Below are 7,735 nucleotides of genomic sequence, written 5' to 3' on the forward strand. Positions count from 1 at the left end.
TTATCAGGAGTCATCATGCTTGAACTTAATGCTAAAACCACCGCGCTGGTGGTGATTGATTTACAAGAAGGCATCTTGCCTTTTGCCGGAGGTCCACATACTGCCGATGAGGTGGTTAATCGCGCCGGGAAGCTGGCGGCGAAATTTCGCGCCAGCGGTCAGCCCGTGTTTCTGGTGCGTGTTGGCTGGTCTGCCGATTATGCTGAAGCATTAAAACAGCCGGTTGATGCCCCCTCCCCCGCAAAAGTGTTGCCCGAAAACTGGTGGCAACATCCTGCTGCATTAGGTGCAACCGACAGCGATATCGAAATCATCAAACGTCAATGGGGTGCGTTTTACGGTACGGATCTGGAGTTGCAATTACGCCGCCGGGGTATCGATACAATAGTGTTATGTGGGATCTCGACCAATATCGGTGTTGAATCCACCGCCCGCAATGCCTGGGAACTCGGTTTTAATCTGGTGATTGCCGAAGATGCCTGTAGCGCCGCTAGCGCCGAGCAGCACAATAACAGCATTAATCATATCTACCCGCGCATCGCCCGTGTGCGCAGTGTGGAAGAGATCCTCCACGCGTTATGATTTACATCGGTCTGCCGCAATGGTCGCATCCTAAATGGGTGCGGTTGGGGATCACCAACCTTGAAGAGTATGCCCGCCACTTTAACTGTGTGGAGGGTAACACCACGCTTTATGCCCTGCCGAAACCCGAGGTTGTCCTGCGCTGGCGTGAGCAGACCACAGATGACTTCCGCTTCTGTTTTAAGTTTCCGGCGACTATTTCGCATCAGGCAGCATTACGGCATTGCGATGATTTAGTGACTGAATTTTTGACCCGCATGTCACCGTTGGCTCCGCGCATTGGACAATACTGGCTGCAACTGCCTGCCACATTCGGCCCACGGGAGCTGCCTGCGCTTTGGCATTTTCTCGATTCTCTTCCCGGCGAATTTAATTATGGTGTGGAAGTCCGCCATCCACAGTTTTTCGCCAAAGGGGAGGAGGAACAAACGCTTAATCGCGGTTTACATCAGCGCGGCGTTAATCGGGTGATTTTAGACAGCCGCCCGGTTCATGCAGCACGTCCACACAGTGAAGCTATTCGCGACGCTCAACGAAAAAAACCTAAAGTGCCGGTACATGCTGTACTGACGGCGAAAAATCCACTGATCCGTTTTATCGGTAGTGATGATATGACGCAAAACCGGGAATTATTTCAGGTCTGGTTACAAAAATTAGCGCAGTGGCATCAGACCACTACGCCTTATCTTTTTTTACATACGCCAGATATTGTCCAGGCCCCGGAACTGGTACATACCCTGTGGGAAGACTTACGTAAAACGCTTCCAGAGATCGGAGCAGTTCCGGCTATTCCACAGCAATCTTCTCTTTTCTGAATTTGCCACCTATCATAGACAGGTGCCATCGGCCATTTTAAAGGGAGTTTGTATGGTAAGCGCGCTGTATGCCGTTTTAAGTGCGTTGTTATTAATGAAGTTCTCTTTTGATGTCGTTCGCCTGCGAATGCAGTACCGCGTTGCCTATGGCGACGGCGGTTTTAGCGAACTGCAAAGCGCTATTCGCATTCATGGTAACGCGGTGGAATATATTCCTATCGCGATTGTGTTGATGCTGTTTATGGAAATGAATGGCGCAGAAACCTGGATGGTGCATATTTGCGGCATCGTTTTGCTTGCTGGTCGTCTGATGCATTATTACGGTTTTCATCACCGTCTGTTCCGCTGGCGACGTTCTGGCATGAGCGCCACCTGGTGTGCGCTGTTGCTGATGGTGCTGGCGAATCTTTGGTATATGCCCTGGGAGTTGGTTTTCTCCCTGCGTTAGCGCACAATACGCCACTTTCTTTTTCCCGGATTTTTACGTTATGTCTCACCGCGACACGCTATTTTCTGCCCCTATCGCCAGACTGGGCGACTGGACCTTTGATGAACGGGTAGCTGAAGTCTTCCCGGATATGATCCAGCGTTCCGTTCCCGGCTATTCCAATATTATTTCCATGATTGGTATGTTAGCCGAGCGCTTCGTTCAACCTGGTACGCAGGTTTACGATCTGGGGTGTTCTCTGGGCGCGGCGACGCTCTCGGTGCGTCGCAACATTCATCATGATAATTGCAAAATTATTGCCATCGATAACTCCCCGGCGATGATTGAACGCTGCCGTCGTCATATTGACGCCTATAAAGCTCCTACGCCAGTAGACGTTATTGAAGGTGATATTCGCGATATCGCCATTGAAAACGCATCGATGGTGGTGCTGAATTTTACCCTGCAATTCCTGGAACCTTCCGAGCGCCAGGCGTTACTGGATAAAATTTATCAAGGGCTGAACCCGGGCGGTGCGCTGGTGCTTTCGGAAAAATTCAGTTTCGAAGATGCCAAAGTTGGTGAATTGCTGTTCAACATGCACCACGACTTTAAACGTGCCAACGGTTACAGCGAACTGGAGATCAGCCAGAAACGCAGCATGCTGGAAAACGTGATGCTGACCGATTCCGTGGAAACCCATAAAGCACGCCTGCATAAAGCCGGTTTTGAGCATAGCGAGCTGTGGTTCCAGTGCTTTAACTTTGGTTCACTGGTGGCATTAAAAGCAGAGGACGCTGCATGATCGACTTTGGTAACTTTTATTCTCTGATTGCCAAAAATCATCTTTCACACTGGCTCGAAACGCTGCCCGCGCAGATTGCTAACTGGCAGCGCGAGCAGCAGCACGGGCTGTTTAAGCAGTGGTCCAACGCGGTGGAATTTCTGCCTGAAATTAAACCGTATCGTCTGGATTTATTGCATAGCGTAACCGCCGAAAGCGAAGAGCCACTGAGCGCCGGGCAAATTAAGCGCATTGAAACGCTGATGCGCAACCTGATGCCGTGGCGCAAAGGGCCGTTCTCACTGTATGGCGTCAACATCGATACCGAATGGCGTTCCGACTGGAAATGGGATCGCGTTCTGCCCCATCTTTCTGATTTAACCGGGCGCACCATTCTTGATGTCGGCTGTGGCAGCGGTTATCACATGTGGCGCATGATTGGCGCAGGGGCGCATCTGGCGGTGGGTATCGATCCCACGCAGCTATTCCTCTGCCAGTTTGAAGCAGTGCGTAAACTGCTGGGTAACGATCAGCGCGCACATTTGTTACCGTTAGGTATTGAACAACTTCCGGCACTGAAAGCCTTTGATACCGTCTTTTCGATGGGCGTGCTTTATCATCGTCGTTCACCGCTGGAGCATCTCTGGCAGTTAAAAGACCAACTGGTGAATGAAGGCGAACTGGTGCTGGAAACGCTGGTTATTGATGGCGACGAAAACACGGTGCTGGTGCCGGGCGATCGTTACGCTCAAATGCGTAATGTCTATTTCATTCCTTCCGCGCTGGCGCTGAAAAACTGGCTGAAGAAGTGTGGTTTTGTTGATATTCGCATTGCAGATGTGAGCGTTACCACCACAGAAGAGCAGCGACGCACCGAATGGATGGTCACCGAGTCTCTGGCCGATTTTCTCGACCCGCATGATCCGGGTAAAACGGTGGAAGGTTATCCTGCGCCTAAACGCGCGGTGCTGATTGCGCGCAAGCCGTAAAGGTCTGGTAATACTGCCGGATGCGGCGTGAACGCCTTATCCGGCCTACAAAGTCTTGCTAATTCAATATATTGCAGGGGCTATGTAGGCCTGATAAGCATAGCGCATCAGGCAGTTTTGCGTTTGCATAACCTCAGCGCCCGTTTCCGGGCGCTTTTCACGTCTTATGCCTGAACAGCTGGCTGATCAAACGCCGTTAACTTCAGCGCATTGCCCGTATATTTTTCGATATACACCAGCGCAGAGTTACCGGCACAGGCATTCGCCAGCTGCGAGCTGGAGATATCCGCCGTTAACACGTTCGCACTACCGTTTTTACACAAGCCATTTTCCAGATCTGGCCATGCACCTTCATGTACGCATACCACGCCTTTTTTGATCCCGTCAGTCACCACCGCGCCTGTCAGAATCTGACCGCGCTTGTTCCAGACACGCACCAGATCGCCATTTGCAATACCAAAGCGAGCAGCATCTTCGGTGTGAATAGTGATTGGTTCACGATCGGCAACCGCATATTTTTTACGTAGTTCCGCATAGTTAAGCTGACTGTGTAAACGGTGTGCCGGATGTGCGGTCAGAAGCTGCAACTGCTTCTCGTCGGCGGTACCCTTCCACTCATCAGGCGCAAGCCAGGTTGGGTGTGCCGGGCAATCCTTATAGCCAAATTTTTCCAGCGTTCTGGAGTAAATCTCAATTTTGCCGCTTGGTGTACCCAGCGCATTTTTCACCGGATCGGCGCGGAAATCACCATAACGAATGTACTGTTCGTTCTTCTCGCTGCGGCGCATTTCGATCAGTTTATTTTGCTGCCAGAAGGCATTAAACATCGGCATAGTCACGCGTTGCGCACGGGCACCTTTCTGAGCGACATCATAGAAAAATTTCAGCCACGCCATTTCATCTTTACCTTCGGTATAGATCTCTTTTCCGCCAGGTTTGAGTAATTCAGCAAGATCGGCAAACACGTCAAAATCGTTGCGCGCTTCAAATTGCGCAGCGACAGCCTGCTTCATCGGCACAATATGCTGGTTGCTGTAATCACCGGTCATCGTCAGGTCATTGCGCTCAAACGATGTGGTGATCGGTAATACGATATCTGCGTGTTTGGCTGCTGCGGTCCAGTAGCATTCAGAAACGACGATCATCTCCGGTTTCTGCCATGCTTTAATCAGACGATTAGTATCCTGGTGATGGGTAAAGTTACCGCCACCCGCCCACCAGATCATTTTGATATTCGGATACGTTTGTTCTTTACCGTTATGCTGATATTTGCCGCCAGGATTTTCCAGCGCATCGACGATACGGGCAACAGGAATCGCCGTCATTCCGCCATCATCAGCGGCCTCGCTGGCCTGTCCGGCAATCGCCGCAGACATTTCTGGTAGCACGCCGCCAACACGCGTCGGGTTGCCACCGTTGGAGTAATGATAAGAGAAACCAAACCCGCCGCCCGGTGTACCAATCTGCCCTAACATCGCCGCCAGCGTCACCAGCATCCAGTGTTTCTGTTCACCATATTGCTGGCGCTGAATTCCCCAGCCTGCCATCAGCATTGTGCGATTTGCCGCCATCAGTTCAGCGAGTTTGACTATCTGCGCTTCCGGTACGCCAGTAATTTCCGCCGCCCAGGCCGCGCTCTTCGGCGTATTATCGCTCTTACCTGTCAGATACTCTTCAAACTGCGGATACCCGGTAGTGTATTTTTCAAGGAACACTTTATCGTGTTTGCCTTGTGTCATCAGGGTATGCGCAATCCCTAACATCAGTGCCACGTCGGTACCCATATTCGGTGCGATCCAGGTGGCATTATCGCCAAAGAATTCGATGGTTTCGGAGCGGATAGGATCAATGGCAATCACTGGTTTGCCAGATTTTTTCAGCTGATGGAAGTATTCCAGCCCTTGCTCATCGGTACTGCTCCAGGCAATTTTGAGCGTGTTCAGCGGGTTCATCCCCCACAGCACCACCACCTGGCTGTTTTCCAGAATCAGCGGCCAGGAGGTCTGCTGTTCATACACCTCTACAGAACCGACCACATGCGGCATGATCACCTGTGCCGCTCCGGTTGAATAATCGCCGCTATGCCCGGAATAACCGCCCGCCAGGTTCATATAACGTTGCAGTAAGGTTTGCGCTTTATGCAACACGCCAGAAGAACGCCAGCCATAAGATCCGGCAAAAATGGCCGATGGTCCGTTAGCTTTGCGAATGCGATCGTGTTGTTCATGAATCAGTTTTAATGCTTGTTCCCAGCTCACCTGTACATAGGTATCTTCGCCACGACCTTTCACCGGTTGCAGTGGATTATCGAGATAGCTTTTTCTCACCATCGGATGCTGAATACGCGCCGTGGTGTGTACCTGATCCGCCGCCGTAGACTGTAAGGAGTTCGGTATGGTTTTCGCCAGCGCGCCTGTCGAAGAAACAATCTTGCCGTCCTTCACTTCTACGTTCATCGCTCCCCAACGGCCCGCGGTGAGAATTTTGCCGCCCTTTTCTTCTGCCCATGCGGGTAGCGGTGCAGCCGATGTCACCACCAGCGTCCCTGCCGCAATACCGCTATGTTTAATAAATTCACGTCTTGTTAATGTCATAACTTCCTCCCTGATCAACGAGGATCACTGTTTCTCGGTAATATCTTTGGCGTTGTACTGGAAGTACCGCGTCAAAATGTCCAGTTCGTTTTCGCTCATGCTGGTTCGCGCCCCCATTCCTTTGGCAATGGACGGCCATGTATTGACGGTGTAATGGTCGGCGGCAATAGGGGCATGGCAGCCAGCGCAATAGGTACCGTCAAGTTTTTCAGCGTATTGCCATAGCGGTTTACGGTCCGCTAATGCGGGATCGATAAGCGCCCCCTGCAAAGACGCCTGACGCCATTGATTGCCGTATTCGTCAGCCTGCCATTCCCCGTTTACCGTTAGCGCCTTGATACCTTCTTCACTTAATGTGGCGAGCGCCAGCCGTTGGCCTGCCGCCAGGTAGAGCGTGTTTTCACTGCCCTGCATTTGATAACCCTGCAACCGAACAATTGGCTGTTTGCCACTGGCATCAACGACGGTAAGATCGGTACCAGGAGTCACGGTAGCCAGTTCGCCTATGCGAGAAGTTTTGAAAGGATAAATATGTGCGCCATTAGTAACTGAAGTAGCGGCCTGACTTTCCAGCTCATGCGCCGCGTTGTCATCCATTTTTATTTCTGGCGGAAAATGGGCAATGCCTTTATGGCAATCGATACAGGTTTCGCCGTCCTTTTGCGCTTTATTATGCATTTTCTGCGCAGATTCACTTTGCGAGGCAATATCCATGGCATCAAAAGAATGGCAACTACGGCAGGTTGCAGAGTCAGTTGCTTTTAATTCTTTCCATACTGTTTCGGCCATTTCCTGGCGATGAGCTTCGAACTTATCATCACTGTCTATTTTGCCGCTAACAAATTCATGATAAATATCTTTAGATGCTTTTAATTTAGCAAATAAATAATCCATCCCTGACTTTGGAATATGGCAATCGGCACATTCCGCACGTATCCCTTTCTGGTTTGAAAAGTGGACAGTTCCCTGATATTCCTCAAAAGGTTTACTCATCGAGTGGCAGGAAAGGCAAAATGCGGTATCCGACGTTTTATGTAAGGCTTTTTGCGCCAGCAATAACCCGCCGCCACCAACCACAACCGCTATCAGCAAAAACAATAACCCAATGCGTTTTTTCCCTCGCATAGATTCCTCTAATTAAATTCCAGGACACCGATACCATTGTATAAATAAATACACAACGAATTGACTACTTGCTTAATTCGGCACAACACTGCCTGAAATAATCGATAAAGAATATGATTTATTACAATGTAATCATTAATTGCTAAGGAATAACCCAGTTGTTATTTAGAATATATATTTGTCAGTTTTGGCAATTTAAATCACATAATGAATGTGAATATATAAAATATTTTTAGCACAACGCTATGCGCACTGTCACCCGCTCAACAGATCACGGCAATCGTTCGTTTTTTATACTGCTCAGGGATAATAAATATCCTCCGGCATAGCCGGAGGTTTTTCAAATGCGCCTATAAGGCTCTCTTACCAGCCGCGCCCTAACAGGCGCACACGATCTGACATTTGCATCCAACTTCGTT

Annotated in this window: 7 protein-coding genes; 5 read left to right on the forward strand and 2 right to left on the reverse strand. The window is 50.1% G+C overall.

Features of this window, described 5'->3' with window-relative positions:
• Positions 1 to 15: 15 nt before the first annotated feature.
• Genes ACJHYO_RS11940 through cmoB form a run of 5 tightly spaced genes read left to right on the forward strand, consistent with a single transcriptional unit; the run spans position 16 to position 3,597 of the window.
• Positions 16 to 582: a hydrolase gene (locus ACJHYO_RS11940; protein WP_000891620.1), complete on the forward strand. Its 567-nt coding sequence runs from the start codon at positions 16 to 18 to the stop codon at positions 580 to 582.
• Entirely contained in the window at positions 579 to 1,397 is an 819-nt protein-coding gene (locus ACJHYO_RS11945; RefSeq protein ID WP_085455377.1) for a DUF72 domain-containing protein, read from the forward strand. The genes ACJHYO_RS11940 and ACJHYO_RS11945 overlap by 4 nt, the downstream gene beginning before the upstream one ends.
• Positions 1,398 to 1,449: 52 nt before the next feature.
• Complete coding sequence (locus ACJHYO_RS11950) at positions 1,450 to 1,845, forward strand: MAPEG family protein (RefSeq protein WP_000252980.1); 396 nt, start codon at positions 1,450 to 1,452, stop codon at positions 1,843 to 1,845.
• Positions 1,846 to 1,885: 40 nt separating this feature from the next.
• Positions 1,886 to 2,629 (forward strand): carboxy-S-adenosyl-L-methionine synthase CmoA, encoded by a 744-nt coding sequence (gene cmoA, locus ACJHYO_RS11955; protein WP_000019588.1) that lies wholly within the window; start codon positions 1,886 to 1,888, stop codon positions 2,627 to 2,629.
• Complete coding sequence (gene cmoB / locus ACJHYO_RS11960) at positions 2,626 to 3,597, forward strand: tRNA 5-methoxyuridine(34)/uridine 5-oxyacetic acid(34) synthase CmoB (protein ID WP_000564725.1); 972 nt, start codon at positions 2,626 to 2,628, stop codon at positions 3,595 to 3,597. The genes cmoA and cmoB overlap by 4 nt, the downstream gene beginning before the upstream one ends.
• A gap of 164 nt (positions 3,598 to 3,761) precedes the next feature.
• Here the strand turns inward: cmoB and torZ are convergent, their stop codons facing one another.
• On the reverse strand, positions 3,762 to 6,191 hold the full coding sequence (gene torZ / locus ACJHYO_RS11965; RefSeq protein WP_049595280.1) for a trimethylamine N-oxide reductase TorZ: 2,430 nt from the start codon (positions 6,189 to 6,191) through the stop codon (positions 3,762 to 3,764).
• 24 nt (positions 6,192 to 6,215) lie between these two features.
• On the reverse strand, positions 6,216 to 7,316 hold the full coding sequence (locus tag ACJHYO_RS11970; RefSeq protein WP_001214286.1) for a NapC/NirT family cytochrome c: 1,101 nt from the start codon (positions 7,314 to 7,316) through the stop codon (positions 6,216 to 6,218).
• Between the last annotated feature and the right edge of the window lie 419 nt (positions 7,317 to 7,735).

This window comes from Escherichia sp. WS1118, from assembly GCF_046487695.1.
In the GTDB taxonomy this organism is placed as follows: domain Bacteria; phylum Pseudomonadota; class Gammaproteobacteria; order Enterobacterales; family Enterobacteriaceae; genus Escherichia; species Escherichia coli.